General features: G+C 62.9%; 20 protein-coding genes. 2 read left to right on the top strand and 18 right to left on the bottom strand.

Translation table 11 applies throughout. The annotated features are described in order from the left end of the window. Positions 1-18: 18 nt before the first annotated feature. Together ggt and FHX11_RS18440 are read right to left on the bottom strand one after the other, a co-directional pair. Positions 19-1,608 carry a gamma-glutamyltransferase gene (ggt, locus tag FHX11_RS18445; protein ID WP_184359154.1) on the bottom strand — a complete coding sequence of 530 codons (1,590 nt, stop codon included), beginning with the start codon at positions 1,606-1,608 and terminating at the stop codon, positions 19-21. 60 nt (positions 1,609-1,668) lie between these two features. Continuing rightward, positions 1,669-2,871, bottom strand: coding sequence for an ROK family transcriptional regulator (locus FHX11_RS18440; protein WP_184359152.1), 1,203 nt, complete (start codon positions 2,869-2,871; stop codon positions 1,669-1,671). 370 nt (positions 2,872-3,241) lie between these two features. On the opposite strand from FHX11_RS18440, the gene FHX11_RS18435 reads away from it, so the two are divergent. Then, a complete protein-coding gene (locus tag FHX11_RS18435) occupies positions 3,242-4,036 on the top strand; it encodes an aldolase/citrate lyase family protein (protein ID WP_184359150.1) in 795 nt (264 codons plus the stop codon). Positions 4,037-4,132: 96 nt separating this feature from the next. Here FHX11_RS18435 and FHX11_RS18430 read toward each other — a convergent pair whose 3' ends face one another. From FHX11_RS18430 to FHX11_RS18375, 12 genes are all read right to left on the bottom strand, one after another. Next, positions 4,133-4,282: a hypothetical protein gene (locus FHX11_RS18430; protein WP_184359148.1), complete on the bottom strand. Its 150-nt coding sequence runs from the start codon at positions 4,280-4,282 to the stop codon at positions 4,133-4,135. 180 nt (positions 4,283-4,462) lie between these two features. Then, entirely contained in the window at positions 4,463-5,524 is a 1,062-nt protein-coding gene (locus FHX11_RS18425; protein WP_184359146.1) for a class I SAM-dependent methyltransferase, read from the bottom strand. Between the two features lie 178 nt (positions 5,525-5,702). Beyond that, a complete protein-coding gene (locus FHX11_RS18420) occupies positions 5,703-6,254 on the bottom strand; it encodes a glutathione peroxidase (protein ID WP_184359144.1) in 552 nt (183 codons plus the stop codon). A 78-nt stretch (positions 6,255-6,332) separates the two neighbouring features. After that, on the bottom strand, positions 6,333-8,183 hold the full coding sequence (locus FHX11_RS18415) for an ABC transporter ATP-binding protein (protein ID WP_184359142.1): 1,851 nt from the start codon (positions 8,181-8,183) through the stop codon (positions 6,333-6,335). 48 nt (positions 8,184-8,231) lie between these two features. Continuing rightward, positions 8,232-8,990, bottom strand: a complete 759-nt coding sequence (locus tag FHX11_RS18410; protein ID WP_184359140.1) for a DUF1028 domain-containing protein — start codon at positions 8,988-8,990, stop codon at positions 8,232-8,234. 4 nt (positions 8,991-8,994) lie between these two features. Next, positions 8,995-10,782, bottom strand: coding sequence for a gamma-glutamyltransferase family protein (locus FHX11_RS18405; RefSeq protein WP_184359138.1), 1,788 nt, complete (start codon positions 10,780-10,782; stop codon positions 8,995-8,997). Positions 10,783-10,803: 21 nt separating this feature from the next. After that, positions 10,804-11,682, bottom strand: coding sequence for an ABC transporter permease (locus tag FHX11_RS18400; RefSeq protein WP_184359136.1), 879 nt, complete (start codon positions 11,680-11,682; stop codon positions 10,804-10,806). Further along, positions 11,679-12,626, bottom strand: coding sequence for an ABC transporter permease (locus FHX11_RS18395; protein ID WP_184359134.1), 948 nt, complete (start codon positions 12,624-12,626; stop codon positions 11,679-11,681). Before FHX11_RS18395 ends, FHX11_RS18400 begins: the two co-directional genes overlap by 4 nt. A 71-nt stretch (positions 12,627-12,697) precedes the next feature. Then, the gene (locus FHX11_RS18390; protein WP_184359132.1) at positions 12,698-14,206 is read right to left on the bottom strand and encodes an ABC transporter substrate-binding protein; all 1,509 of its coding nucleotides are present in this window, start codon (positions 14,204-14,206) and stop codon (positions 12,698-12,700) included. Between the two features lie 76 nt (positions 14,207-14,282). After that, the gene (locus FHX11_RS18385) at positions 14,283-15,020 is read right to left on the bottom strand and encodes a FadR/GntR family transcriptional regulator (RefSeq protein WP_184359130.1); all 738 of its coding nucleotides are present in this window, start codon (positions 15,018-15,020) and stop codon (positions 14,283-14,285) included. Positions 15,021-15,160: 140 nt separating this feature from the next. After that, positions 15,161-16,603, bottom strand: coding sequence for a M81 family metallopeptidase (locus FHX11_RS18380; RefSeq protein ID WP_184359128.1), 1,443 nt, complete (start codon positions 16,601-16,603; stop codon positions 15,161-15,163). Between the two features lie 230 nt (positions 16,604-16,833). After that, positions 16,834-17,328: an Lrp/AsnC ligand binding domain-containing protein gene (locus FHX11_RS18375; RefSeq protein ID WP_184359126.1), complete on the bottom strand. Its 495-nt coding sequence runs from the start codon at positions 17,326-17,328 to the stop codon at positions 16,834-16,836. Positions 17,329-17,499: 171 nt separating this feature from the next. Between FHX11_RS18375 and putA the strand changes: the two genes are divergently transcribed. Then, positions 17,500-21,204: a trifunctional transcriptional regulator/proline dehydrogenase/L-glutamate gamma-semialdehyde dehydrogenase gene (gene putA, locus FHX11_RS18370; protein WP_184359124.1), complete on the top strand. Its 3,705-nt coding sequence runs from the start codon at positions 17,500-17,502 to the stop codon at positions 21,202-21,204. Positions 21,205-21,265: 61 nt separating this feature from the next. On the opposite strand, the gene FHX11_RS18365 is transcribed toward putA, so the two are convergent. From FHX11_RS18365 to FHX11_RS18350, 4 genes are all read right to left on the bottom strand, one after another. Further along, positions 21,266-22,477 carry an MFS transporter gene (locus FHX11_RS18365; RefSeq protein WP_184359122.1) on the bottom strand — a complete coding sequence of 404 codons (1,212 nt, stop codon included), beginning with the start codon at positions 22,475-22,477 and terminating at the stop codon, positions 21,266-21,268. Positions 22,478-22,614: 137 nt separating this feature from the next. Further along, the gene (locus tag FHX11_RS18360) at positions 22,615-23,667 is read right to left on the bottom strand and encodes a hypothetical protein (protein WP_184359120.1); all 1,053 of its coding nucleotides are present in this window, start codon (positions 23,665-23,667) and stop codon (positions 22,615-22,617) included. A 5-nt stretch (positions 23,668-23,672) separates the two neighbouring features. After that, on the bottom strand, positions 23,673-24,839 hold the full coding sequence (locus tag FHX11_RS18355; RefSeq protein WP_184359119.1) for a SagB/ThcOx family dehydrogenase: 1,167 nt from the start codon (positions 24,837-24,839) through the stop codon (positions 23,673-23,675). An 88-nt stretch (positions 24,840-24,927) separates the two neighbouring features. Beyond that, a complete protein-coding gene (locus FHX11_RS18350) occupies positions 24,928-25,269 on the bottom strand; it encodes a hypothetical protein (RefSeq protein WP_184359118.1) in 342 nt (113 codons plus the stop codon). Positions 25,270-25,379: the final 110 nt, after the last annotated feature.

Here is a 25,379-nt window from a genome sequence, read left to right as displayed (position 1 = left end):
GCGGATGGATGAACGCGCTCAATACCCCAGCGCGACCCCGTCCTTGCGGTGATCCGAAGCGCCGAGGAGGACGCCGCGTTCGTGATCGATCATGATCGCCTGCGCGCCGCCGATCGGCTCGTCCGCCCATTCGACGACATGGCCGCGCCGCTCGAGATCGCGTCTGGTCTCTTCCGAAATCGTCGGCTCCAGCGACAGCTTGCCGCCGAAGCAGAAGCTGCGCGGCTGGTCGCTCGCCTGTTGCGGGTCGAGATCGCGGTCGAGAATCTGGGTCAGCATATGGGCATGGCCGGCGGCCTGATACTGCCCGCCCATGACGCCGAAGCTCATGCGCACCTTGCCGTTTTCCATCAGCATTCCCGGAATGATGGTGTGGAAGGGCAGCTTGCCGGGGCCGATGGCGTTCGGATGTCCCGGCTTGAGGACGAAGCCGGCACCGCGATTTTGCAGCAACACGCCGCAGCCCGGTGCATAGATGCCGCTGCCGAAGGGGAAGAAGACCGAATTGATCAGCGAAATCGCATTGCCGTCGCGGTCGACCACGGAGACATAGACGGTATCCCTGTGCGTCGGCCCGTCCCAGACCGAAGCGTCGGCAGCCCGCTCGAGGCTGATCTTGGCGCGCATGGCGGCAATCGAGCGGTCCGACAGCAGGGCATCGATATCGAAGGTCAGGTACTCCGGATCGCTGATCAGCTGGTCGCGCATGGCATAGCCGGCCTTGGTCGCTTCCGCATGCAGATGGATGCGGTCGGCGTCGCTGAGCTTGGGATCGCGAAGGTCGAAGCCATCGAGAATGCGGGTGATCAGCAGGGCCGCGAGGCCCTGTCCGTTCGGCGGGCATTCCAGGAGATCGCGGCCGCGGAACTTGCCCGAGATCGGCGTGGTCTCGAACGCCTTGTAGTCGGCGAAGTCCCTTTCTTCGTGCAGGCCGCCCAGCGACTGCAGCAGCTTTGTGATTTCCTCGGCGACCCGCCCGCGATAGAAGGCATCCCGGCCTTCCCTGGCGACGGCTTTCAGCGTCGCGGCCAGCGCGGGATTGGTGACGCGTTGGCCGGTGCGTGGCGCTTGGCCATGCGGCAGGAAATAGGCTGACGACGCCGGATATTTGGCCACACGGCCGCTGTAACGATGCCAGTCGAGTTCGACGCGCGGGGTGATGCAATAGCCCTCTTCGGCAGCCGCGATCGCCGGCGCGAGCACCCGGCCCATGTCGAAGCGGCCATAGGCGCCGATCAGTCGGCACCAGGCGTCGATGGCACCCGGAATGGTGACCGCATGCGGGCTGTCGTCGGGAATGGCGGTGAGGCCCTGTTCCAGGAAATAATCGAGCTTTGCCCTTTGCGGTGCGCGGCCGGAACCGTTGAGCGCGACCGGCGTGCCGCCGGCGGGCGCATAAAGTGCGAAGCAGTCGCCGCCAATGCCGGTCATGTGCGGATCGATGACGCATTGCAGCGCGACCGCGGCGACGGCGGCGTCAACCGCGCTGCCCCCCTCGCGCAGGATATCGACGGCGGCAAGGGTGGCCAGCGGATGCGAGGTTGCGGCCATGCCCTTGTCGGAAACGGCGACCGAACGGCCCGGTTTGAAAAAATCCCGCTGCTGCATGTCCTTCAGTATCCTCTGCCTGTCTTGTTCGCTTCCGCGACGATGCGCTCGGCTACCGTTTTACGATGTTTTTCCCGCCATGGAAGCCTTGGCGAGCTCACTGTGACCGGGAATTTCGAACAATGTCCGGCGGAAGCGGTCGAGCGCGGCGGCGATGGCGCCGTAGAGACCGGCCTTGCTGCCGAGCGGGCTGATGCTGCAGGCCGGCGGCGCCGGCATGCAGCGCGGAAGATGAGAGATAATGCGCTCGACGAGCTCCGGCCGGGCGCCGACGCTGCCGCCGAAGATGATCCTCTCCGGGTCGACCACGGCGGCGATGGCGACCAGCGATGTTGCGACGATGCGCGCTACCTCATCGATCACCATGAAAACGAGTGGGTCGTCCTTGCGCTCGAACATGTCCCGCACGGTGAGGCCCGGCGTTCCTCCGAGCGCTTCATAGCGCCCGCGGATGGCGACGCTGCCGATGGCCGATTCCAGGGCGCCAGCGGCAAAGCTGCGTGGGTCGAAAGGATCGGCGCCGAGCGGCAGCGTCGAGATCTCGCCGGCGCCGCCGCGTGCGCCATGGATCAGCCGGCCTTCATTGATGATCCCCATGCCGATGCCGGTGCCGAGCGCCACAAAGACGAAATTATCGATGTTGCGGCCGTCGCCGAGCCATTGCTCGCCGAGCGCGGCCAGGTTGACGTCGTTGTCGATCAGGATGTCGTGGCCCAGCCGGTCGCGCAGGCCGTCCTCCAGCGCCAGTTCGGTGAGGCCGGCGATGTTCGGCACCATGGTCAGGCGCCGGGTTTTCGGATGGATAGCGCCGGGAATGCCGATCACGCCCATTTCCACCGCGGTTTTCGCGATACCGGACTGCTGCAGCAATGCGGTCTCGATGCGGGCGAGCTGATCGGCGATATGCTCGCCGCCGCGCGGGTCGGTCGGTTCGATGGTCTCGGCAATGATGTCGCCGGCAAGATCGGCGAGCGCGGCGTGGATTTTCGTGCCACCGACATCGGCGCCGAAGACGAAGGCTCTATGCGGTTCCAGCTCGTAGGTGACGGCGCTGCGGCCGATGGCGCCCTGGGTTCGGCCGCTCACGCGCAGCCAGCCTTCGCTCTCCAACTGGCGCACGATCTCCGACATGCTTTGCTTGGAGAGGCCCGTCAGGCGCGCCAGTTCGGCGCGCGAGATGGGGCCGTGTTCGAAGATGGCGCGCAGGACCGTGCGCGTGATGATCTGTCGGGTGAAGGGTGCTGGGGTCGCAATATCCGTCATGGTCAATTCGTTACATTTGTGAACAAAGTATGCTAATATAAGCCGCGTATGCGATGCGAAAGAAAGGGATTTGGCTAAATATCAGCGATATTAGTTATTAAATGGAACGATCTTGGAGAAGTCAATGTTTTCAGCGGTTCTTCGTGAGATTCGCCGGAGTGTGAACATCGGGCAGGCGAGCTGTTGGCGGCAATTGCCTTGGGGTTCCATGGACAGCGGGGTCTCCGATGTAGGGAGAGTTGTATTTTTCGGGTAGCCGAAGCGCTGGAATTGAGTATTGTCGTCAGCGGTTGGGGGCCTGCTCACGCTGTTGGAGGAGGCCTGAAGGGAAATATCTTGCTCGTTTCGAGCTTGGTCGCTGAGGAACATCATGATGACGACTGATATTGACGATTTCGCCGGGCGCCTGAAGCGCCGGGAAAATGGCGGCATGATCTCCGCCTGGGTCGGGACGCCCGATCCGTTTCTCGTCAATCACCTGTCGCAGGAAGACTTCGATGCCGTCGTGCTCGACATGCAGCACGGCATGTGGGACATGACTGCCGCCGCCCAAGGCATCGCGCTGGTACGGCTGGCCGGCAAGCCGGCGATCGCGCGCATCCCCGTGGGCGATTTCGCGTCGGCGTCTCGGCTTCTGGATGCCGGCGCTTCGGCGATCATCGCGCCGATGATCAATTCCGCCGATGATGCCCGCGCCCTGGTGAAGGCGACGAAATATCCGCCGCTCGGCGAACGCAGCTGGGGTCCGTCGCTGGCCGTCAATCATTTCGCCATTGCGCCTGAAGACTACCTGCAGCGTGCCAACAGCCTGACGGTGACGCTCGCCATGATCGAAACCCGTCCGGCACTCGACGCCATCGACGAGATTCTCGCGGTTGACGGCATCGACGGTGTTTTCATCGGCCCGGCCGATCTGTCGATCGCGCTGTCGAACGGCGCCCGACTGGCGCCTGAAAGCGCCGCCATCGATCAGGCCCTGGAGCATGCGCTGACCCGCGCCCGCGCGCATGGCAAGCTGATCTGCGCCTTCGGCGGCGACGGCGATCGCGCCGGCCGATATTTGAAGCTCGGCCTGGATCTGGTCATTGCCGGCACTGAGACGGCGCAGCTTCGCTTCGGCGCCCGCACCGCGATCGCCGCCGCCCGCAAGCTCGCCGCGTCCTGACGGTTCGGTCAAATATCGAACTCATAGCTGGATCGAACTTGCCGCCAAACGGTGGCGGTCAGGCGCGTGGCGTCGCCCGACCCCGAGCCGCTTGCCTCATCGGGTGATCCGAACCCAGCAGGCATTGTAGTCCATGTCGCCGCAGGCTCCGCTGACAGCCTTGGCGGGGGTGATCGCGTTCTGCGTGGCAATGACGACGAGTGCAAATGCGATGACGGTCAAAACGGTTTTCGTGTATCTATCCATGTCGATTCTCTGAGGTGTATAGTTGTGCGATTAAATCTTATAGTTGAATTCAGGCAAGTCAATGCCCTCCCGAACAGTTGCGTTTTCGGGCGTGTCGGAGTGATAGCTGCGCGTAAGATCTATCCGGCAAAGGCGGTCGGAGCCTCTGCCGGATGAGTTCGGCGTTCACGATATGCGCGCTTATGCCCGTACTTCGAAAACCATGTTGAACGGCGTTTCCGTCGCCTTGCGGAAATGCGAATAGCCCGCATCCATGGCGACCTTGCGCAGTTTCAGCTCGCCGGCCTGCGCGCCCAGTCCCAACCCGACCTCCTGCGCCAGCGAGGCCGGCGTGCAGATCATCGTCGATGCGCCGTAGAAGACGCGGCCGACGGGGTTGAGGTTGTCCTTCAGGCAATCATGCGCAAAAGGTTCGACGATCATCCAGGTGCCGTCGTCGGCAAGGCTTTCCTTGACATGCTTGCCGGCGCCGACGGGATCGCCCATGTCGTGCAGGCAGTCGAACATCGCCACGAAATCGTAGCCGGCTGCCGGAAAATCCTTCGCTGTCGCCTGCTCGAAGGTGATGCGCCCGTCGACGCCCGCCTCCTTCGCTGCCGCGCGCGCGCGCTCGACGGAGGGCATGTGGTAGTCGAAGCCGAAAAATCTGGAGTTCGGATAGGCTTGCGCCATGAGGATCGTCGAGGCGCCATGGCCGCAGCCGACATCCGCGACGGTGGCGCCGGCCTGAAGCTTCTCATGCATGCCGTCCAGCGCCGGTATCCATTCCGAGACGAGGTGGCTGTTATAGCCCGGCCGGAAGAAGCGTTCCGTGCCGCGGAACAGGCAGGCGCTGTGTTCATGCCAGCCAAGGCCGCTGCCGGTCTTGAAGGCATTGGCGATCTTCGGTTCGTCGAGCCACATGGATTGAACGACATCGAAGGCGCCGGTGAAGAAAGCGGGGCTGTTTTCCTCGGCAAAGACCATTGCCTGTTCGGGCGTCAGATAGAAGCGTTCGGTCTTGTCGTCATAGCTGACATAGTCCGCGGCAGCCTGCGCCGAGAGCCATTCGCGGGCATAGCGCTCCTTCACGCCGGTCTTTTCGGCAAGTTCCGCCGAGGTCATCGGCGTTCCGTCCGCCATGGCCTTGAACAGGCCCAAATGGTCTCCGAGTGTGACCAGCACACCGGAAACCGCTGCGCCGAGATCGCCGACCAGGCGCCCGACCAGAGCATCGAGTTTCTGCATATTGGGTTCACGCATGACATCCTCCTCCCAGAATTGATGCAGCGTTCCGTCCGATAATTCGGAAACGCCAGAATACTCCTGGGCGAGGGGGCAAGCAATGACGCAGCGGGGCGACGCAAACTTCGCTCCGCCGGCAAAGACGATATTAAAGCATTGAATTAATGGAATTATCTGTCGAAAATCATCCGGCCGATCAGCCGGCGCGGGCCAGCTCTTTTTCCAGAACGGACAGCAGCCGGGGATCGTCGGCGGTCACATCCGGCGCGAAGCGGGCGGCGACCTCGCCATCGCGGCCGATCAGGAATTTTTCGAAGTTCCAGACGATACCGCCATCCTGGCCCGTCTCGAGACCATGCTTTGCGAGGCGCTCGCGCATCGGCCCGTCACCGGTCGTCTCGACGCCGGAAGCGATCAGGCCGTCATAGAGCGGATGGCGATCCTCGCCGGTGACGACGATCTTGGAAAACATCGGGAACTGCACATCGTAGGTCAATTGGCAGAAGCTCAGGATTTCCTCGTCGCTGCCGGGCTCCTGGCCCTTGAAGTCATTGGCGGGGAAACCGGCGATGACAAGGCCGTCACCGCGCTTGTCCTCATAGAGCTTTTCCAGCCCCTCATATTGCGCGGTCAACCCGCATTTGGAGGCGACGTTGACGACCATGATGACCTTGCCGCGATAGTCGCCGAGCGTCGTCTCGCTGCCGTCGATCGTCTTCACCGGAATATCAAGTACGCTGTCTGCCATCGCGGTCGCTCCAAATCATCTGAATGGGAGTGCGGATATCACGTCCAGCCTTTGCCGGTGTCAAGGTCACGAATCGGCCTATGCGGCCTCTTCCATCCGGACCAGATGGCCGTCGGCAACTTCGCGGTAGCGCCGCATCGGCGTGACGTAGCCGACCGGGCGCACCGGGCTCTTCAGCTCGTCGACCCCGAGATTGCGCCGAATGCCGCGTCTGGCCGGATCGGGCACGGGCACGGCCGCCATCAGCTTCCTGGTATAGGGATGCTGCGGGTTCTCGAACACGGAGGCGCGGGGCCCGATCTCGACGATCTCGCCGAGATACATCACCGCGACCCGATGGCTGACGCGCTCGACCACGGCCATGTCGTGCGAGATGAAGAGATAGGCGAGATTGAGGCTCTGCTGCAGATCCATCAGCAGGTTGCAGACCTGTGCCTTGATCGAGACGTCGAGCGCCGAGACGCTTTCATCGGCGACGATGACCTTCGGGTCGAGCGCCAGCGCGCGGGCGATGCAGATGCGCTGGCGCTGGCCGCCGGAAAACTCGTGCGGGTAGCGCGACATCATGTCCGCCTTCAGGCCGACGCGCTCCAGAAGATCGGCCGCCTTTTCTCGGGCCTGGGCGCGGGTGCCGAGATTGTGCTCGATGAAGGGCTCGGCAACGGCGGCGCCGATGGTCATGCGCGGGTTGAGGCTGGCGAAGGGGTCCTGGAAGATCATCTGGATGCTGCGGCGCATGCGGCGCAATTCGAGCGCATCGAGCTTCAGCACGTCATAACCATCGAGCCGGATCTGGCCGGCATTCGGATTGATGAGGCGCATGATCGAGCGGCCGGTGGTCGATTTGCCGCAGCCGGATTCGCCGACCAGCGACAGCGTTTCGCCCTGGGCGAGATCGAAGGAGACGTTCTCGACGGCGTGGATGGCACCGGTGGTGCGCCCCAGCAGTCCGCCATGAAGGTTGAAGCGGGTGACGAGGTTCTTCACCTCGAGGATCGGCGTCTTGCGGTGGTCGACCGTGTCGGTGAGGGCCACGGGCTCGCTGCGCTCGCCGGTGCGCACGTCGACGATCGGGAAGCGCAGCGGCTGCGGCTGGTCTTTCATCGAGCCGAGACGCGGCACGGCGGAAAGCAAGGCGCGGGTATAGGGATGCTTGCCGCGATGGAAGATATCGTCGGTGGTGCCGGTCTCTACCGCCTCGCCGCGATACATGACGATGGTGCGGTCGGAAATCTCCGCGACGACGCCCATGTCGTGGGTAATGAAGAGAACGGACATGCCTTCCTCTTCCTGCAGCACCTTGATGAGGTCGAGGATCTGTCCCTGGATCGTGACGTCGAGCGCTGTGGTGGGCTCGTCGGCAATCAGGAGCTTCGGACGCGAGGCGAGTGCCATGGCGATCATCACGCGCTGGCGCATGCCGCCGGAGAATTGATGCGGATATTCGTCGAAGCGCGAGGCGGCGTTGGGGATGCGCACCTTTTCGAGCAACCGGATCGTTTCGGCCTTGGCTTCCGCCTTGGAGATGTCGCCGTGGCAGGTGAGCGCTTCTGAGATCTGCCGGCCGATGGTGAAGATCGGGTTGAGGCTGGTCATCGGCTCCTGGAAGATCATGGCGATGTCCTTGCCACGCACCTTGCGCATCTCATTGTCGGAGAGCGACAGGATCTCGCGGCCATTAAGCTTGACCGAGCCTTCGATACGGCTACTGGCCTTGGCCAGCAGCCGCATGATCGACAGCGACGTGACGCTCTTGCCCGAGCCGGATTCGCCGACGATCGCCACCGTCTCGCCCGGCATCACGTCGAAGGAGATGTTCTTCACCACCGTGCGCCATTCGCCATCGGCCAGGAAGGATGTCGTCAGGTTGGAAACGGAGAGGACAGGCTTTGCGTCGGATTGCGTCTGCTGCGCGGCTGTGATCGTCATGAGTTCCCCTTTTTGGTTTTTCGCATCGTATCAGGCATCCGTCATCGCTCAAGATGCTTTCAGCGGCGTGGCGTAGGAGGCCGACGGGCGGCCCTCCGCTTGTCTTGCGGCCTCCAGCGCGGCGATCTTCTCGTCAATGTCGCGGCGATCGATCATGCCGCTCGGATTGCTCCGCGTCGGCATTGTCTCGGCAACATGGAGATAGCGCTCCTGCGCCACCGCGTAGAGCCGTTCGAGCTCGGTCAGCGGATCGGCGCTGTCGTCGACGCGGATGTTCAGCCAGGGATAATCCTCGGTGCGGTGGATCACCAGCGCAGCCGACTGCCTGCCGCGCTTGTCGCCGCCGGCATCCTCGCCGGCGCGCATGGCCTCGAGCAGCCGTTCGGCAAGCGGCTTGCCCGTGGTTTTCTGGAAGGTCGAAAGCGTTTCGGCGATCACCTGCGGGCCGGCCAGCATATTGCCGGCGACCGAGACATTGTCATCGATCAGATGACCGGCCCAGTCGATGCATTTGGCACCGGTGAAGGCGGCATTGTTGCCCTTGGCGTCGATCAGGTGGAGCTGGCGCTGTTCCCGGCCTTCGTCGCGCATCGTCAATGCCTTGATGATCTCGTCCGGCGTCTGGCCGGCGGCCAGCATCGCAACCCCGTCGACGCCATAGAGCGGGCTGACGAAGGCTTGCGTCGCGACCGCGCCGATGCCGCCGCGAATATGCGGCACCAGACTGCCGACCGCGAAGAAGCGGGTGGCGACGGCGATGGCGAGATGGCCGGTTTCAGGCTCGCGGGCAACGATCGACCAGGTCATCGTTCTATCTCCCGACCGCGTAGGCCTGCATCAGGCGCGGTGTGGCGGCGGCACGCAGGAGGCCGCTGGCGTCCCGCCGCGCGGCGGTCAGCCGTCCGACCGTCCATTCCGGCGCAACGGTCAGCTTGTGGCCTTTCCGACGCAAAGTATCGAGCATTTCGGGGCTGAAATTCGCCTCCGCCGTCAGGCCGCCGGGCTCGCGCGTACGAGGATAGAAGGAACTCGGGAAATGCGTGCTGTGGAACAGCGGCTTGTCGATCGCTTCCTGCAGGTTGAAGCCATGATGGACATAGCGCAGGAAGAAGGCGAGCTGCCATTGCTCCTGCTGGTCTCCGCCGGGTGTGCCGAAAGCGAGGGTCGGACGACCCTCATGCAGTGCCATCGTCGGGGTCAGCGTCGTGCGCGGCCGCTTGCCGGGGGCGAGCGACGAGGGCAGGCCGGGCTTCAGCCAGAACATCTGTGCGCGCGAATTCAGGCAGAAACCGAGGCCGGGAATGATCGGCGAGGATTGCAGCCAGCCGCCCGAGGGCGTCACTGAGACCATATTGCCTTCGCGGTCGATGACGTCGATATGCACGGTATCGCCACGCTTCTCGGTCAGGTGCGACATGGTGGGCTCATAGACGGCACCGGTCTTCGCTTCCGGTGCGTCCAGAATGTCCATGGTGAGGTCGTACTGGCTCTCGAAACCGGCGAGCTTGCCGGGACGAAGATCGAGCGAGGCTTCTGAGGTGATCAGCTTGCGGCGCTCGGCGGCATAGGCATCCGAGAGCAGGATATCGAGCGGCACTTGAGAGAATTTCGGATCACCGTAATAGACCTCGCGGTCGGCGAAGGCGAGCTTCATGGCTTCGGTGACGGTATGAACGAAATCGGCGCCGGCCGGGTCCATGGCGGCGATGTCGAAGCCCTTCAAGAGCGACAGCGTCTGCAGGAAGGCAGGTCCCTGGCCCCAGGGGCCGATCTTGGCGACGGTCCAGCCGTGATAATCGTAGGTCAACGGCTCCTCGATCGTCGCTGACCAGCCCGCCATGTCGTCGGCGGTCAGCACGCCCTTATGCTTGCTGCCGCTGGCATCCATCACCTCGGTCTTGCGGACGTAGCGATCGATCGCCTCGGCGACGAAGCCGCGATAATAGGCGTCACGCGCCGCCTCGACCTGCGCCTCGCGGCCGCTCTTCGCCTCTGCTTCGGAGACCACCCGCTTCCAGGTTTCGGCAAGGACCGGGTTCTTGAAATTCGACCAAGGCTCGGGCGCCGCGCCGCCGGGCAGCCAGGTCTCGTGAGACGTCGGCCATTCCTTGCGGTAGAAGTCGGCAAGGCCGGCAATGGTTGCGCAGACGCGGGGCAGGACGGGATGACCGTGCTCGGCATAGTGGATCGCCGGCTCCAGCACGTCGCGGACGGTGAGTTTGCCGTAGTCGCGCAGCATCAGCATCCAGCCGTCGAAGGCGCCGGGGATGACGGTGGCGAGCAGGCCGTCGCCAGGGATCAGCGACAGGCCCTCCTTCCTATAGTGCTCGATCGTCGCGCCGGCGGGGGCGGGGCCTTGGGCGCAGATGACCTCGACCTTGTCCTTCTTCTTCGAATAGATGATCGCCGGCATGTCGCCGCCGGGGCCGCAGAGATGCGGCTCGACGATCTGCAGCACGAAGCCGGTCGCCACCGCCGCGTCGAAGGCGTTGCCGCCTTTCTCGAGAATGCTCATGCCGACGGCCGAGGCGATCCAGTGCGTGGAGGTGACGACGCCGAAGGTGCCGAGGATTTCCGGGCGTGTCGTGAAGGCGGTCATTGCGGATGTCCTTTCAGATGATCATGCTTCGCGCGGATCGAGCGCGTCGCGCAGGCCGTCGCCGAGGAGATTGAAACCGATGACGACGAGAAAGATGGCGACGCCCGGCCACATGGCCATCCAGGGCGCCTGTTCGAGATAGTTCTTGGCGACATTCAGCATCGAGCCCCAGCTCGGGGCGGGCGGCTGCTGGCCGAGGCCGAGGAAGGAGAGGCTGGCCTCGGCGATGATTGCCGTGGCGATGGTGAGCGTTGCCTGTACCAGGATCGGCGCGAAGACGTTCGGCAGGATGTAACGGGTGATGATGCTGATATGGCGCAGACCGATCGAGCGGGCGCCCTCAACATAATCCTCCATCTTCACCGCCAGCACCTGGCCGCGCGTCAGGCGTACGAAGACGGGCGTCGCCGAAAGCCCGATGGCGATCATCGCATTGGTGAGGCTCGGGCCGAGGAAGGCGGCGAGTGCGATGGCGGTAATCAGGAAGGGCATCGCCAAAAAGGCTTCGGTGATGCGCGAAATGATCTGGTCGATCCAACCGCCGTAATAGCCGGAGATGAGGCCGAGGGGCACGCCGATCGCCACGGCGATGGCGACCGAGAAGATGCCGGCCATCAATGATGCCCGCGCGCCCCAGATCATGCGGGAGAGAACGTCGCGGCCGATATCGTCGGTGCCGAACCAGTGGGCCGCCGAGGGCGCCTTGCGGATCGCCGACCAGCTGGTGGCCACCGGATCGGGTATCGGCAGGATCGGGGCGAGGATGGCAGCCAAGGTAAAGAACAGGATGATGGAAACGCCGGCGAGCGCACCCCTGTTGGCCTTGAACTTGCGCCAGGCGCGGTTCGGCGCGCGCTTGGCCGGGGTGGGGGCAACAGCCGCCTGTACGATCGCGTTCATAGGGCTGCCCTCAGACGTGGGTTGAGGAGGACATAGAGGATGTCCGCGATCAGGTTCATGGCGATGAAGCCGAAGGCGGTGCAGAGCACGACGCCCTGGACGACGGCATAGTCGCGGTTGAACACCGCATCGACGATGAGCTTGCCGAAGCCGGGAATGGTGAAGATCTGCTCGGTGAGCACCGCGCCGGCCAGAAGCTCGCCGAAGAGCAGCGCGCTGACGGTAACGACGGGCAGGATGGCGTTGCGGAAACTGTGCTGCAGGATGACGACTTTTTCCGACAGGCCCTTGGCGCGCGCCGTACGGATGTAATCGGCGCTGAGCACGCTCAGCATGGAGGAACGGGTGTGGCGCATCAGCGTGGCGGCAAGTGCGTTGCCCAGCACGAAGGAAGGCATCAGCATGGTCTGGATCGAGCGCCAGGGATCGTCGAAGAAAGGCTGGTAGCCGGAGGCCGGAAGCCAATGGAGTTTGACCGAAACCAGCAGGATCAGCATGATCCCGAGCCAGAAATTCGGCACCGACAATCCGCAGAGCGCGATGATATTGGCGAGGAAGTCGACCACGGTGTTCTTCTTCACCGCCGCCAATATGCCCATGGGAATGCCGATGACGAAAGCGAAGATCATCGACATGACGGCAAGCTGGACGGTCACCGGCAGCTTTTCTGCGACCAGCGTCAGCACCGGCTGGTTGGTGCGCAGCGACGTGCCGAGATCACCTTTCAGCACACCCTGCAGCCAGTAGCCATATTGATAGATGACAGGGTCATTGAGGCGGTATTTCTCACGCAGGAATTCGATGACCTGCGGGTCGCGCTCCTCGCCGGCCATCGCCAGCACCGGATCGCCCGGCAGGAGCTTTTGCAGCGAGAACACGAAGACGGAGATGATCAGCAGCGTCGGTACAGCGACCAGCAGCCTTTTTGCGATGTAGGTGTACATGAGCGCATCCCGATGTCGTCACGCCGCAACCGGTGGCCCGCGGGGGAGATCCTCCCGCGGGCCGTTTCGAACTAGCTGCCCTTCTTCACCCCGGCGAGGCGGATCATGCCGTCAGGCGAGGCCGTGAAGCCGCTGACTTTCTTGTTGTAGGCCCAGATCCAGGCTTGATGGCCGAGGAAGACGATCGGCAGGTCTTCGTTGAGAATGGTCATGGCCGCATCGTATTTCTGCCTGCGCACCGCGTCGTCCTGCGACTGGCGAGCCTCCAGCAGCAGCTTGTCGACCTCGGGATTGCTGTATTTGGAATCGTTGAGGCCGGCGCCGGTCGTCACGAATTGCTGGATATTGCCATCCGGATCGGGACGGCCGGACCAGTCGGAGCGGCTGAGCTGATAGTTGCCGGCGGTTTGGGCGTCGAGCAGCGTGGCGAATTCCGTGGTTTTCAGCGATACGTCGAAGCCGGCCTCGGCGACCATGGACTGGATGATCTGCATCATCTGCATCGAGACAGGATTGTTGGCGACGGCCAGTTCGACGGGGATGCGGTCGTAGCCCGCCTCCTTGATCAGCGCCTTGGCCTTGTCGACGTCGCGGGTCGGCACAGGAATGTCCTTGTCGTACCAGGGGCTATTCGGCGCGAAGGGCTGGTTGCCGGCAAGACCGGTGCCGTCATAGACGACCTGCATGGCCGCGTCGCGGTCGATGGCGAGCGAAAAGGCCTGGCGCAGGCGCTTGTCCTTGCCGAGCGGATTGTCGGCGCGCGCGCCATTGCCGATATTGGCATAGATCCCCAGCCAGCCGGTGCCGACAGCATCGGCATAGACAAGGTTGCTGTCGTTCTTCACCGTGGCGGCGTCGGAGGCGGCGAGGCGCTCTATCATGTCGAGATCGCCCGAGCGCAGATTGGCGAGGCGCACTGTCGTGTCGGGGATCGGCAGGTAGGTCACCTTGTCGATGAAGATATTGTCCTTGTTCCAGTAGTCCTGGAATTTCTCCAGCACGATGCGGTCCTGCTGCACGCGTTCGACAAACTTGAACGGACCAGAGCAGACGGGGTGATCGCCGAATTTGGCGCCTGCCGCCTTGGCCGCCGTCGGCGAGACCATCATGCCGGAGCGGTCGGAAAGCTGAGCGAGCAGCGTAACGTCCGGCGCCTTCAGCGTGAAGGTGACTTCATATTCGCCCGATGCCTCGACCTTGGCGACGGAAGAAAGCTCGCTCTTGCGGCGCGATTCCGGCAAGGTCTGGTAACGCTGGATATTGTCGACCACCGCTTGCGCGTTGAACGGCGTCTCGTCCTGGAACTTGACGCCCTGGCGCAACTCCATCGTCAGCTGTTTGCCGTCTGCCGACCATTTCCAGGAGGTGGCGAGCTGCGGCACGAATTTGAGATCCGGTGTCACATCGACCAGCTTGTCGCAGAGCGCGGTATAGACGATGCGGCCGACGAAGGTGCGCGATTGCGCGGGATCGAGCACATCGGCATCGTCCTGCAGGCCGATCTTGAGTTCGACGGCGAAAGCGGGCAGGGCGATCAGCGCGCCGGCGGCCAGAGATGTCAGAAATTTGGCGATCTTCATCCTGTTCTCCTGATTATATTTTTATCTTCAATGCAGTTCCGGCCGGTTTCCCCTCCGGTCGGTCAGTCTTGATGCGTCAGCCGAGTTCTTCGGCCATTTCCTTTCGAGGCTGCTCGGCATCGAGCGAAGTGACGCGGATCAGGCTCTCCTGCAGCATCAGCAGATGCTGACGCATGGCCTCGGCCGCCTTCATCGGATCGTGCGCCGCGATTGCGTCGATGATCGCCATGTGCTGAGCATAGGAAGCCGGGCGCGTATTGTTGGTGCTGCGGGCCAATTCGCGAATGGTTTGCCAAGCCTCGTCCTGGCGAACGTGGTTGATCACGTCGAAAATGGTCAGGAAGAACTGGTTGCCGGCGCTTTGCGCGATCAGGCGATGCAGCGCCCCGTCCCATAATTCGCGGCTGTCGGCATCGTCGCTGGCGACGATTTTCTTCGTCAGCTCATACATGCGCTCGATGTCGTCGGACCTGGCGCGCATGGCCGCCAGCTGGGCAAGCTGCGGCTCGACGCGCAGGCGCACCTCCATGATCTCCATGAAATTGGTGCCAGCGACCATCGATCCGACATGCTGGCTCCAGTCGTCCGGACGCTGGCCGGCATAGGTGCCTGAGCCCTGGCGCCGCCAGATGCGGCCCTCGGCTTCCAAGACCTCCAATGCCCGGCGAATGGCGCGGCGGCTGACGCCGAACATCTCCGACAAGGTCCGCTCGGTCGGCAGCTTCCCATCCGGCGGCAGTCCGTTCGAACCGAGCAGGCCCCGGAGCTTCTCCAGGGCATAGGTCGAATTTTCAGGAAGGCCGCTGGTTGCCATGGGGCGAATGGTCCGAACCAATTTCAGATTGGTTCAATACAAGTTCAACTCCATGGCAGCGTCAAGCTCTTTTTTGAGCAGTCTGTCGCAGTGCATAATGTTTGTGCGATTGCGTGGTCGCTCGGCTCTCGTGCCGCAGATTAGCGGCCGGTCGAGCGCGCCGAGAGCGCCACTTGCGGCGTGAAGGCGAAGTCCTTGTCGAAGGGATAGGTCGGCTTCTGCTTGCGCAGCCGCGGCAGCCGCTCGACGAACTGGTCGACCACGCCGGGCGACAGCGCCATCAGGTTCGGATTGGCGATGGGGGCGAGGTCGGGCGAGAGGTAGCCGGACTTTACGACGATGATCTTTGCCCGATGCGGATCGAGGCCCAGGCGGGTGAAGTCGGCGATGTTGTGATAGGGGCGGCGCTTGGCCGACAGGACGAGATCGATGCCGCCGACCGTAACCACGGCCTGAGCGTCGCTCTCGTCGGTAGTCTCCAGCAGGAACTTGACGGTGAACTGACCCTTGACCGGCTTGCTGCCCTGGGTGTCCAGCGAGGCGCCGACCGTAAGATCGAGCCGGGCGCCGGCGCCGGCGGCATAGCAGGCCTTGGTCGCCGCCTTGTCGGCGATCCCGGCGAAGACGACGCCGCGCGCATCCTTGGCGATCAGCTCGGCCAGGACATCGGCGCGGTCGCCGACTCCGCCGCCGGTGGGATTGTCGCCGGATTCGGCGAGCACCACGGGCGCCGTCGGGCTGGCGATCGCCTTGGCGACGCAGTCCTCGATCGAGCCGGTCTCGCAGCCGAAGACGAAATCATGGCGGGCATCCCAATAGGCCTGCGCCAGTCGTTTCGCCTCGCGCTCCAATACGGCGCGGTCCGTGCCGGTCATGATGGCGGCGGCGGTGGCGCGCGGTTCGTCGGCCCAGACATAGCCGACCATCAAAGAGGCATCCCAGACGCCGTCGATGGCGTCGATGCCGGGCAAGAGGTCGTAGAGGCTCTTGGCCGGCTCGTCGACCGTGCTGGTACGCTCACCCGGCAGCAACACCGGGATCGGCGCCCAGAGCAGGATCGGCTTCACGCCGGTCTTCAGGCTCTGGGTCAGCATTTTCACCGCGCGGCGCATGGTTTCCTCGACATCGATATGCGGCGCGGTGCGGTAGGTGGAATACATGTCGAGTGCGTCGATGATGCGCTGGGTGACGTTGCCGTGCAGGTCGTAGCTGGCTGAGACCGTGCAGTCGTCGCCGACGACGGCGCGGGCGGCCGCGATCCAGTCGCCCTCGGCGTCTTCCATGCCCTCGACATACATTGCGCCGTGCATGGCGAGATAGAGTCCGTCGAGCGGCAAGAGCGCTTTCAGCCGTTCCAGAAATTCCGCCTTGAAAGCCTCGTAGGTATGGCGGGCGACCGGGCCGCCTGCGATGGCCCGTGCATGGATCGTCGGCAGGAACTCGACGTCGTAATCCTTCAGAAAGGCGAAATAGGGGGATGCGGTCAGCGCCTCGCCGCGCAGGATGCGGAAATCCTTTTCTTCGGCCAGGACCGGATTATACGTGCTGCATTCGGTATGAATGCCTCCGACGGCGATGCGCATGGGAAACCTCAATTCGGGTTGGGAGCAATTCAGGAAAGGATGGGCGGCATGGCGCGACAGCCCATTGGCTTCGACCGGTCGGATTGGTTGATGATGCGCAGGAGCTGACGCTGCGGGGAGCTAAGCAATGCGATGATCCGCCGGGCTATGGGGTTATCTCGGCGGACGTTAAGTTTAGAACCTGAACAAATCAATCGGAATAAATAACACACGGGCTTCGGCTTTCGCCGTCACGCGCCGCCTGTGCTGAAGCCGCCCCGCGCTTCCTTCACGGTCTCCATCGCGACGCTTGTCGAGGTGCTGGCCACATAAGGCAGGGTGGAGATCCTCTCGCCCAGCACATGGCGATAGCGCCGGATGTCGCGTGTGCGTATTTTCAGGAGATAGTCGAACCGGCCGGCGATCATGTGGCATTCCTCCACCTCCTTGATCTTTCGGACGGCCAGGTTGAAGCTACGAAGCGCATCTTCCTGGGTGCTCGACAATTTCACCTCCGCGAAGGCGATATGATCCAGTCCGAGCTTTGCGGGATTGAGAATGGCGGAAAAGCCTTCAATATATCCTTCGTCCACGAGCCTTTTCAGGCGAAGCTGGCAGGGCGTTTTGGACAATCCGATCCGGGCGGCAAGATCTGTGATCGATATGCGCCCGTCCTCGGTGACGACTTCGAGGATCTTGAGATCGAAATGGTCCAAATCACCATGGGATGGCTTTTCTGTAGTCATTATGCGCATTCTTTCGAGAAAAATAAGTCGATGTGGAAATGATTACATGCAAATGAAGTCTGAATGCAATGCACTCGTGATTTATGATTGAGCCGATGCAATACCACGACGGGGACGAGCCTCGTCATTGCCTTGATCCGCCAACACGCACGTCATTCCAGAGGCTAATAGATGCTGAACATAGTGGCCGATACCCATCCGCAAGAAGACGGCGGTGCCTCGCCATTTTCCGCTTTCGCTCCCCCGGTCCGCCCCCAGAGCGAGCTTCGGCAGGCCATAACCGCCGCCTACCGCCGGTCGGAGACCGAATGCCTGCCGCCGCTGGTGGCGGCGGCGCGCGTATCGGAGGCGAAGCGCTACGATATCCGGATGACGGCCCGTACGCTGATCGAGGCGCTGCGCGCCAAGCACAAGGGTACCGGCGTCGAAGGGCTGGTCCAGGAATATTCGCTGTCGAGCCAGGAAGGCGTGGCGTTGATGTGCCTGGCCGAGGCGCTGCTGCGGATACCGGATGTCGCGACGCGTGACGCCCTGATCCGTGACAAGATCGCTGAGGGCGACTGGTCGTCCCATATCGGTGGCGGCAAATCGCTCTTCGTCAACGCCGCCACCTGGGGGCTGGTGGTGACCGGGAAGCTAACCTCCACCGTCAATGACAGGGGGCTTTCCGCCGCGTTGTCGCGGCTCATCGCGCGGGCCGGCGAACCGGTGATCCGTCGCGGCGTCGACATGGCGATGCGGATGATGGGCGAGCAGTTCGTCACCGGCGAAACCATCAAGGAGGCGCTGGAACGTGCCCGGCCGCTGGAGGCCAGGGGCTTCCGCTATTCCTACGACATGCTCGGAGAGGCGGCGACGACGGCCGCCGACGCGGAGCGCTATTACAAGGATTACGAAAAGGCGATCCATGCCATCGGCAAGGCGGCCGGCGGCCGTGGGATCTATGAAGGTCCGGGCATTTCGATCAAGCTTTCCGCACTCCATCCACGCTACAGCCGCGTGCAATTGCAGCGGGTGATGGGTGAGCTGCTGCCGAAGGTGAGAGCTTTGGCGCTGATCGCCAAGGCTTACGATATCGGGCTCAACATCGACGCCGAGGAAGCCGACCGGCTGGAGCTCTCGCTCGATCTCCTGGAGGAGCTTTGCTTCGATCCGGCATTGGCGGGCTGGAACGGCCTCGGTTTCGTCGTGCAGGCCTATGGCAAGCGCTGCCCCTTCGTGCTCGACTACATCATCGATCTCGCGCGCCGATCCGGCCGGCGCATGATGGTGCGCCTGGTCAAGGGCGCCTATTGGGATGCGGAAATCAAGCGCGCCCAGCTCGACGGTCTGGAGGGCTATCCGGTCTATACCCGCAAAATCTATACCGACGTCGCCTATATCGCTTGCGCGCGTAAGCTGCTGGCCGCCCCGGACGCAGTCTTTCCGCAATTCGCTACCCATAATGCGCAGACCGCCGCCGCCATCTACCATCTGGCGGGGCCGGATTTTCAGGTCGGCAAATATGAGTTCCAGTGCTTGCACGGGATGGGCGAACCGCTCTACGACGAGGTGGTCGGCAAGGACAAGCTCGATCGCCCCTGCCGGATATACGCGCCGGTCGGAACCCATGAGACCCTGCTTGCCTATCTCGTCCGGCGGCTGCTGGAGAACGGCGCCAATTCCTCCTTCGTCAACCGCATCTCCGATCCCGGCGTATCGGTCGACGCGCTGATCGCCGACCCGGCCGAGGTCGTCGCGGCCATGCCGGTCGTGGGTGCGCCGCACGATCAGATCGCTCTGCCGAAGGCCATATATGGCAATGCGAGGCAGAATTCGGATGGGCTCGATCTTTCCAGCGAGTCGACGCTTACCGGGCTTTCGGCCGCGTTGATCGGTTCCACCAAAACGCAATGGCATGCGTTCCCCATCCTCGCGGACGGCCCCGTGGATGGCGACACGCGCCCCGTTCCAAATCCGGCTGATCATGGCGATAGCGTCGGCCTCGTCACGGAATTGAAGGTGGAGGATGCGGACAGGATCGTGGAAATGGCCGCGGCCTTTGCGCCGGAATGGGCCGCCGTCGCCCCGGCCGATCGCGCCGCCTGCCTCGACCGGGCGGCGGACATCATGCAATCGCGCATTGAAACCCTGATGGGGATCATCATTCGCGAGGCGGGCAAATCTGCCGCCAATGCGATCGGCGAGGTGCGCGAGGCAATCGACTTCCTGCGCTATTATGCCGAGCAGGCGAGACGGACGCTCGGACCGTCCCATGCTCCTCTGGGACCGATCGTCTGCATCAGCCCGTGGAATTTCCCGCTTGCCATTTTCACCGGGCAGGTCGCCGCGGCTCTGGTCGCGGGCAATCCTGTCCTGGCAAAGCCCGCCGGCGTGACGCCGATCATTGCCGCGGAGAGCGTGAAAATCCTGCATGAGGCAGGCGTGCCCGTCGGGGCGCTTCAATTCGTTCCCGGAAGCGGCCGGCTCGGCGCCGCGCTGGTCGGCGCGCCGCAGACTGCCGGCGTGATGTTTACCGGCTCGACCGAGGTTGCCCGCCTCATTCAGGCGCAATTGGCCGAACGCCTCTCGGTAACCGGAAAGCCGATACCGCTGATCGCCGAAACCGGCGGCCAGAACGGCATGATCGTGGATTCCTCGGCTCTCTCCGAACAGGTCGTCGCCGATGTCATCGCCTCGGCCTTCGACAGTGCCGGCCAGCGTTGCTCGGCGCTCCGCGTCCTCTGCCTGCAGGAGGAGGTTGCGGACAAGACCATCACCATGCTCAAGGGTGCGCTGCGGGAACTGACACTTGGACGCACCGACGCGCTCAGCGTCGATATCGGTCCGGTTATCAATGACGGCGCGATGCGCGAGATAAACGGGCACATCGAGAAAATGCGCGGGCTCGGATGCGGGATCGAGCAATTGCCGCTGCCGGCCGACGCGGACAAAGGCACCTTCGTCCCGCCGACCCTGATCGAGATCAAATCCCTGTCCAGTTTGACGCGCGAGGTCTTCGGGCCGGTGCTGCACGTCATCCGCTACCGCAGGAACGATCTCGATCGCCTGATCGATGAGATCAACGCATCCGGATATGGCCTCACCTTCGGCCTGCATACGCGCCTGGATGAGACCATCGCGCATGTCACCAGCCGCATCAAGGCCGGCAATCTCTACGTCAATCGCAACATCATCGGCGCCGTGGTCGGCGTGCAGCCATTCGGTGGCCGTGGCCTGTCGGGAACCGGCCCGAAGGCCGGTGGGCCGCTCTATATCGGCCGCCTCGTCCAGCAGGCGCCGGTGCCGCCGCATCAGGATTCCGTCCACACCGATCCTGTGCTGCGCGAATTCATCCAGTGGCTCGATGGCAAGGGCCTGGTCGCGGAAGGCGAGGCGGCACGCAGCTTTGCCGGCCGCTCGGCGCTTGGACTGGAGAGGGAGCTGGTAGGCCCGGTTGGCGAGCGCAACCTCTATGCTCTGCATCCGCGCGGCAAAATTCTGCTCGTGCCCGAGACCGAGCAGGGCCTGTATCGGCAGATCGCCGCTGCCTTGTCGACCGGCAATAGCATCGCGCTCGATGCATCGGAGGCCATGCGAACGGCGCTGGCGGACCTGCCCTCGACCGTCAGGACGCGCATTGCCTGGACCTCCGATTGGGAAAAGGATGGCCCGTTCTCCGGTGCGTTGGTGGAAGGCGATCACGACACGGTCCTTGCCGCCAATCGCAGACTCGCGGCTCTTCCGGGCCCGTTGGTCCTTGTGCAGGCGGCAACGACCGATGAACTCATCGGCAATCCCGAAGCCTATTGCCTCAACTGGCTGCTGGAGGAAGTGTCGACATCGATCAACACCGCTGCCGCCGGCGGCAACGCGAGCCTGATGACGATCGGATGAGGCGGTGCTGCGCGGAGGACGCCGCCGGCGTCCTCCGCCTGTCCCGGCGGCCCGGCTTTGCCTACGGCCGGCTCTCGGATACGATCTGGCGGGCTGCCATTTTTCCGAGGCCGAGGACGAGCGCGGTGATGATCGTGAGCGCGGCGCTGCCGAGCCATAGTGCTTCCGGGCTGGCTTGAACATAAATGAAGGTTCCGACGATCGGCGCGGCGACGCCGGCAACCGCCTGCATCGTTCGATAGAAGCCCATATAGGCCCCGCTCTTCCCGTCATTCTGCGCGGCCTGCCCCATGACGATCGCCATGATGGCGGGGTAGAACAGCAGCTGTCCGAACGTGATCAGCATGTAGAGCATCACGAGCGTCGCGACACTCGATCCGAACGGCAGGGCCCCAAATCCGAGCGCGACGACGCCCATGCCCAGGATTGCCATGTTCAGCTGGTTTTTCGACTTCACCCAGTTCGAAAGCGGGAGAATGGCGGCGGCGAAGGCGATATGGCCGACGGTCAGGAGATTGCCGAAGGCCTGTGGCGTCATGCCATAGTCCGAACTGACATAAAGCGGCAATGTCGACGACGATTGCTTGCCGATCGCCTCCAATATGCAGGCCGCCAGGCATACGATGAGAAACGATGCGCTCCTGTAGGGCGCCTGGGACGGCTTCGCCGCCTTGCCGACATCGGCGGCGGCGGTCTGGCGCAGTGCATCGCGATCGAGAAGCAAGAACACCGCCGCGGCGGCAAGCAGCGATGTCAGCGCGTCGACATAGAAGATCATGCTGGGATTGAACCCGTAGAGGTGCCCGCCGATGGCGGCGGCAATGCCGGCGCCGATATTGATGGCGACGACATAAACAGCATAGGCGCGCGGGCGTTCCTCCTGCGGGCACAGACGCACCACGCAGGCATCATAGGCCGGGCGAAAGGCGCCGTTGGCAAAGGCGAGCACGAAGAGAACGCATCCGACGGACACGGCCCCCGAGAGAGCCGGTATGGCCGACAGGAACACCGCGCTCGCGGTGAAGCTCGCGATCAGCACATTGGCCGGGCCGATCCTGTCGCTGAGCTGTCCACCGATCCACGCTCCCAGAATGTTGCCGGCACCGAAGAGGGCGAGCATCACGCCGGCTGTCTCGACGGAGAAACCGGTCACCTGGGTCAGATAGAGAACCAGGAAAGGCATGACCATGAAGCCGAGGAAGTTCACGAAAGCGGCGGCCGCCAATAGCCAAAGCTGTCGCGGCAGTTGTGGAACGACGGTGCTCCAGCTCATTCAAACCTCTTTTCTGTTGGCAGGCCCTCGAAGGAGGCTAAAGCGCGTCGCGATCCTTCGGATTCGCCTCTCGCGCTTTAGCTCTTTGATTTTGCGCATGTCGCGCAAAACCGCTGCACACTTTTGCGCGCCATGCGCTAGACCTTGGCGAGCGTTGGCCAGCGGGTTGTCCGGCAAAACCATTCGGCAAGTATAAGCAGGCGAGCGGTCAGCTGGACGGGCGCTGCAATCGTCAGGCCCATGGGCAGGCCTTCGGCCGAATAACCGTTGGGGACCGTGACCATGGCATAGTTGCCGAGGACCACCGGCATGATCGTCTCGAAGGGGTCCGGATCATAGCGGCCGACGGAAAGCGGCCAGTCCCTGATCGCCGGCGCCGGAAGTCCGCTGGTGGGAAGCAGGATGATCCCATCGTCGACCGGCAGTCGGTAGGTGGCCCGGATCTCCTGGAACTTCTGTTGGGCGGCACCGTCAGGCCGGGTCTGCGCCGCAAGCAGCGCTGCCTCGCGGCATTCGTCGGTAATGACGTCTTCGGTTGGGATGATCTCGATCCCCGCCTTCTCGAATTCGCGGATGGCCAGGGCGTAGTTGGTGCGGGCATCGAAATGGACGGTGTCCCAGAACCTGCCCTTGACGAGATGAGCGCGCGGCACGATGTCCGCGATCGCGGCGCGAAGATCAAAATCGTCGTCCGCCTCGTACAGCTCCAGGATCGCGTCGCCGATCTCGAGGCTCTTCATCCAGGAATGCCTGATGTCCCGGACATCGTGGCCAAGAAAGCAGAGACGTCCGCGCCCGACCGTTTCGGCCGTCCGCGGCGCATAAAATCCAATGACGCCCGACATGGAGGCGGCGACCAGCAGCTGGCCGTTTCTGTCCTCGCCGAGGCCGACGACCTCCGGCCACGTCGAAATGGCATGCGCCAGCGGCGAGCCCAAGGGCCCGGCGATGCAGCTCGGATTCCACGCATTCGGCAGGACGGTCCCGTCCGCGCTTTCAGTGACCGCACCGGCAATATGGGCGGCATTGTTTTCAAGCTGGCGCAGGGCCTGATATAGGATCTCGTCGTCCGATGTTTCGAACGATTTTTCAGGGCTTTTCTCGTAGCGAAGATAGATGATCGCCCTGCTTGGTATCAGATGCGGCGGCACCAAAGTTTCGTGCTCGGATTCCGTGTCGAACTCTTCCATCCGTGTCACCCTTGGAACTTTTGATCTCGGATCATGGCGAGTAGTTCGTCGCGAATCTTGAACTCCGGCGCAAGCCAGGAAACGGAATCGTCCTCCCTGTCCGGATAGCCGACGGCAAGGGCGTAGACGACGCTGTGGGTCAGCTCGTTTTCACCGATCGCCCGCTCGATCAGCGAATGGGAGATTGCGCCAGCGGGGTTCACGACCAGCCCATGCTCGCTCAAGATCAACATCATGTTCTGGGCAATATGCCCTGCCTCGACAAAGACATGCGCATAGGCGCTTCCATTGATGTATTTCCACATCACGCGTTCGAAATGCGCCACGAGAAAGACGAGGAGGCTCGCCTTTTTCACCCATGGCTGATTTTCCGCGAACATCGCGTCCATCGATGGCAACGGATCGTCTGAATCGACGGGCTCCAGCCGATGCTCGTAGGCGGCATAGTGATAGAACTTGTTTTCAGCCAGACCCGGCACGTTCCGCGCGAAAATATAGGCCTCAAAGGCATTGCGCGCGCCGGGCGAAGGGGTCATGCGAAGCGGGTGGTCGCCGATTTCGGTCGATACGATGCCGGTAACACCCAGTCCGGCATATAGCGCATCGGCAATGGGCGGCAATTCGACGGGGTGATCCAGAAAGGCCCGGATGGTGCGCCGCGTGCGCATGACGGCCTTGAGCTCGCTGTCCATCCTGAACGGCGGGAGCGCGACGCCATCCTTTGGGTCGCCATGCCTGATCAGCTGCGGCGAGGGCTGGTCTTTTGCGCGGAGAATCTGGATTTCCGCGGCCATCTGATCGCTGACCGTCAGATTGTCCTGCGAGGAAAAATGAAGTTGGGCCGTGACCGAACCCCATTCCCACGTATCGGCATATTCGGTGTCCTTCGTCGCGATCAGGTCTCCCTCGACCACAAGGGCGGTCAGCGAGAAGAGCTGGGCGATTTCCTCCACGAGCGATGAGGTGCGATGCTCCTCGGTCATCGCAAACAGGTCTTCCAGCGGTCTCCAGTCCTCCGATTGCATCAGGACATCCAGACAGCGGGCATTGCAGGCGAAGGAGCGGTTGGTCAGGAAATTGAAGACGACGATTTCGCCATCCGAAATGAAATAGGAAAGCGCGCGGGCCCTGCGATAGCGGTAGGCGCCGTTGGCTTTGGGGTGGACGTTCATCGAGCTCTACCCAAACGATGGTCTTGCCATGCGACGCAACAACGACCGACATGACGGCCGTTGTTGCGGATAATTATGCGGATGAAGACTATTCTTCGCCGGCGGAATGAACGCGCAATGCGGGTTTGACGAAGGGCATGCTCTTGTTCATGCCGAGGGCGCAATAAACGATTTCCTGGGCGGCTTGGTCGATCTTGGAAATGGCAAAGACCGCCTCGTTGCGCGCCGCGCCTTCCGGCAATTCAGCGGCAAGATTACGCAGGGTCTGCTGAACCTCGGAGAGGAGCTGGTCGCCGACCTGGTAGCGAGCGATCGCGCTCTTGTCGATTTCGGCCGAAAGTTCATCTTCGGTCATCGGAATGGATTTGGCCTTGTGGTATTGCAGCATCTTCGATTTCAACTCAGCAGGCGTAACGCGTGAGGATTGCATCCTAACCTCCAAAGGCTGTGAGATTTTCTACCAAAAGTGGTTTTCGTGTCGGATTATCACCGGCAGTTTAGGGTAGCAAAATGAGTGGAGGAGTAAATGCTCCTTCCGTA

Source organism: Rhizobium sp. BK602, from assembly GCF_014195095.1.
GTDB lineage: Bacteria > Pseudomonadota > Alphaproteobacteria > Rhizobiales > Rhizobiaceae > Rhizobium.
Note: the sequence above shows the minus strand (reverse complement) of the source record. Positions and strands in the feature narration are given on the sequence as shown.

Bases quoted from the DNA above. Each gene is read 5' to 3' on its own strand.
- FHX11_RS18410 (WP_184359140.1), bottom strand. From the start codon at position 8,990: ATGACCTGGTCGATCGTTGCCCGCGAGCCTGAAACCGGCCATCTCGCC.
- FHX11_RS18430 (WP_184359148.1), bottom strand. From the start codon at position 4,282: ATGGATAGATACACGAAAACCGTTTTGACCGTCATCGCATTTGCACTC.
- FHX11_RS18435 (WP_184359150.1), top strand. From the start codon at position 3,242: ATGATGACGACTGATATTGACGATTTCGCCGGGCGCCTGAAGCGCCGG.
- FHX11_RS18440 (WP_184359152.1), bottom strand. From the start codon at position 2,871: ATGACGGATATTGCGACCCCAGCACCCTTCACCCGACAGATCATCACG.
- putA (WP_184359124.1), top strand. From the start codon at position 17,500: ATGCTGAACATAGTGGCCGATACCCATCCGCAAGAAGACGGCGGTGCC.
- FHX11_RS18380 (WP_184359128.1), bottom strand. From the start codon at position 16,603: ATGCGCATCGCCGTCGGAGGCATTCATACCGAATGCAGCACGTATAAT.
- FHX11_RS18415 (WP_184359142.1), bottom strand. From the start codon at position 8,183: ATGACGATCACAGCCGCGCAGCAGACGCAATCCGACGCAAAGCCTGTC.
- FHX11_RS18350 (WP_184359118.1), bottom strand. From the start codon at position 25,269: ATGCAATCCTCACGCGTTACGCCTGCTGAGTTGAAATCGAAGATGCTG.
- FHX11_RS18375 (WP_184359126.1), bottom strand. From the start codon at position 17,328: ATGACTACAGAAAAGCCATCCCATGGTGATTTGGACCATTTCGATCTC.
- FHX11_RS18420 (WP_184359144.1), bottom strand. From the start codon at position 6,254: ATGGCAGACAGCGTACTTGATATTCCGGTGAAGACGATCGACGGCAGC.
- FHX11_RS18355 (WP_184359119.1), bottom strand. From the start codon at position 24,839: ATGAACGTCCACCCCAAAGCCAACGGCGCCTACCGCTATCGCAGGGCC.
- FHX11_RS18390 (WP_184359132.1), bottom strand. From the start codon at position 14,206: ATGAAGATCGCCAAATTTCTGACATCTCTGGCCGCCGGCGCGCTGATC.
- FHX11_RS18385 (WP_184359130.1), bottom strand. From the start codon at position 15,020: ATGGCAACCAGCGGCCTTCCTGAAAATTCGACCTATGCCCTGGAGAAG.
- FHX11_RS18425 (WP_184359146.1), bottom strand. From the start codon at position 5,524: ATGCGTGAACCCAATATGCAGAAACTCGATGCTCTGGTCGGGCGCCTG.
- ggt (WP_184359154.1), bottom strand. From the start codon at position 1,608: ATGCAGCAGCGGGATTTTTTCAAACCGGGCCGTTCGGTCGCCGTTTCC.
- FHX11_RS18400 (WP_184359136.1), bottom strand. From the start codon at position 11,682: ATGAACGCGATCGTACAGGCGGCTGTTGCCCCCACCCCGGCCAAGCGC.
- FHX11_RS18395 (WP_184359134.1), bottom strand. From the start codon at position 12,626: ATGTACACCTACATCGCAAAAAGGCTGCTGGTCGCTGTACCGACGCTG.
- FHX11_RS18365 (WP_184359122.1), bottom strand. From the start codon at position 22,477: ATGAGCTGGAGCACCGTCGTTCCACAACTGCCGCGACAGCTTTGGCTA.
- FHX11_RS18360 (WP_184359120.1), bottom strand. From the start codon at position 23,667: ATGGAAGAGTTCGACACGGAATCCGAGCACGAAACTTTGGTGCCGCCG.
- FHX11_RS18405 (WP_184359138.1), bottom strand. From the start codon at position 10,782: ATGACCGCCTTCACGACACGCCCGGAAATCCTCGGCACCTTCGGCGTC.